The organism is Streptomyces sp. NPDC059398, from assembly GCF_042751845.1.
In the GTDB taxonomy this organism is placed as follows: domain Bacteria; phylum Actinomycetota; class Actinomycetes; order Streptomycetales; family Streptomycetaceae; genus Streptomyces.
This window is the reverse complement of the sequence record NZ_JBHYWP010000206.1, coordinates 1-2,261: the sequence shown is the minus strand read 5'-3', so window position 1 is coordinate 2,261 and position 2,261 is coordinate 1. Positions and strand designations below refer to the sequence as shown.

Genomic DNA, 2,261 nt, shown 5'->3' with positions numbered 1-2,261 from the left:
GCTCTGGAGGAGTTGAAGGCGGAGTTCGAGGCTGAGGGTGCCAGGGCGCGGATGGTGGCGGTGGACTACGCCTCGCACTCCGCTCAGGTGGACCGCCTGGAGGAGGAGATCACCACAGCCCTTGCCGCGATCACTCCGCGTTGGGGCCGTGTCCCGATGGTCTCCGCGATGACCGGCGAGACCCTGACCGGTGAGGAGTTGGACGCCGGGTACTGGTTCCGCAGCCTCCGTGCCACCGTGTACTTCGACCGTGCGGTGCGGGCCCTGGCGGGCCGTGGCCATCAGCTGTTCATCGAGGTGACCCCGCATCCGGTGCTGCTGGGCGCGATGAACGACACCTTGGAAGAGGTCGCGCAGGAGGCGGGCCCCGGTGTCGTATCGGCCGCCGTCTGCGGGACGCTGCGCCGCGACGAGGGCGGCGAGGCACGTCTGCTGACTTCGCTGGCCGAGGCGTTCGTGGGTGGGGCGCCGGTCGACTGGCGCGCGGTACTGCCCGTCGGTGAGCAGGTCGAGTTGCCGACGTACGCCTTCCAGCACGAGCGCTTCTGGCCGAAGGCGGCCGGGGCGGCGGCTGTGGGCGGGGACCCGGTGTCGCTGGGGCTGGGCGCGGTGGGTCATCCGCTGCTTGGTGCCGTGGTGGAACTGGCCGGAGGGGCCGGTCTGGTGTGCACGGGACGTCTGTCGGTGCGGACGCATCCATGGCTGGCGGACCACGCCATTCGTGGAGCCGTACTGCTGCCGGGTACGGGTTTCGTGGAGTTGGTGGTGTGTGCCGGCGACCAGGTGGGCTGCGGGGTGCTGGAGGAGCTGACGCTCCAGGCGCCCCTGGTGCTGCCCGCCGATGGCGGCGGGGTGCAGGTCCAGGTCGTACTCGCCGAAGCGGACGCCGAAGGCCGCCGGACGGTCGAGGTCTTCTCCCGCCCCGACTCGGCCGACGGCACAGACCCCGCGGAGGCATGGACGCAGCACGCCGGCGGTCTGCTCGCCCCCGCCGCGGGAGCTGCCGTCGCGGAAGAGGACTTCGCCGTGTGGCCGCCCCACGGGGCCACGAAGGTGGACGTCTCGGGTCTGTACGAGGCCGCGAACGAGGGCCCGTACGGCTATGGGCCGGCCTTCCAGGGGCTGCGGGCCGCGTGGCGTCGCGGTGCGGAGGTCTTCGCCGAGGTGGCGCTGCCCGATGAGGTGGCGCAGGACGCGGCTGCCTTCGGCCTCCATCCGGCGCTGCTGGACGCTGTGCTGCAGGCCGGCGTTCTGCTCGGTTCGGAGACCCAGGGCGAAGCGGACCAGGTGCGGTTGCCGTTCGCGTGGACGGGCGTCGAACTGCATGCGAGCGGCGCGTCGGTACTGCGCGCCCGGCTGCGCCGTGACGCGCGGGGCACGCTGGCCCTGACGGCCGCGGATGCGCTGGGCGCCCCGGTGGTCTCGGTGGCATCGCTCATGACGCGTCCGGTGGCGGGCGGTCAACTCCGCGCCTCTGGGGCCGGGTTGGCGGACGCCCTGTTCACCGTGGAGTGGACCCGGATTCCCGGGGGTGAGTCCCCGGCCGGGGAGTGGGCGCTGCTCGGTACCGATCGCTTCGGTGTGGCCGATGCCCTCAACCGCGCTGGAAAGCGGGTGCGTTGCTTCTCCGTACCGGATGAAGTTGCCGCTGCCGTGGAGACGGGGGAGTGCCGGCCCGCTGTGGTTCTGGCCTGCGCCGGGGGCGAGGATGACAGCGCCGACGCGGCGACGGCTGCGGCGCGGGCTACCGGAGAGACGCTCGGCCTGGTGCAGCAGTGGCTGTCCGAAGAGCGCCTGAACGAAGCCAGGTTGGTGGTGCTCACCCGGGGCGGCGGGGCTGTCTCGGCCGGTGAGGGGGTGGCCGATCTGCCGGCTGCCGCTCTCGCCGGGCTGGTGCGCTCGGCCCAGTCGGAGAACCCGGGCCGGCTGGTCCTCGTGGACCTGCCGCCGAACGCCACCGGGGAGCAGATTGCCTTGCTGCCCGACGCGCTGGGCACCGGAGAGCCGGAGGCTGCGATCCGCGACGGCGCCGTATACGGCCGCCGGCTGAGCCGTCCATCCCGCTCCACGAAGGCAGTTGAACGTCCTTCGAACCGTTCGGCCGCCGCGTACAGCGCCCGTACCGCCCTGATCACGGGTGGTACGGGCACGTTGGGTGGTCTGGTGGCGCGTCATCTGGCGGTGACGGGGCGGGCCGAGCGGTTGGTGTTGACGAGCCGTTCGGGTCCGGCTGCGGCTGATGTGGCCGCTTTGGCGGCGGG

Annotated in this window: 1 protein-coding gene; it reads left to right on the top strand. The window is 72.6% G+C overall.

Annotation, left to right across the window (positions count from 1 at the left end):
* A partial coding sequence (locus ACFXBC_RS35010; RefSeq protein WP_385034162.1) for an acyltransferase domain-containing protein occupies nucleotides 1–2,261 on the top strand: 2,261 nt, incomplete at both ends.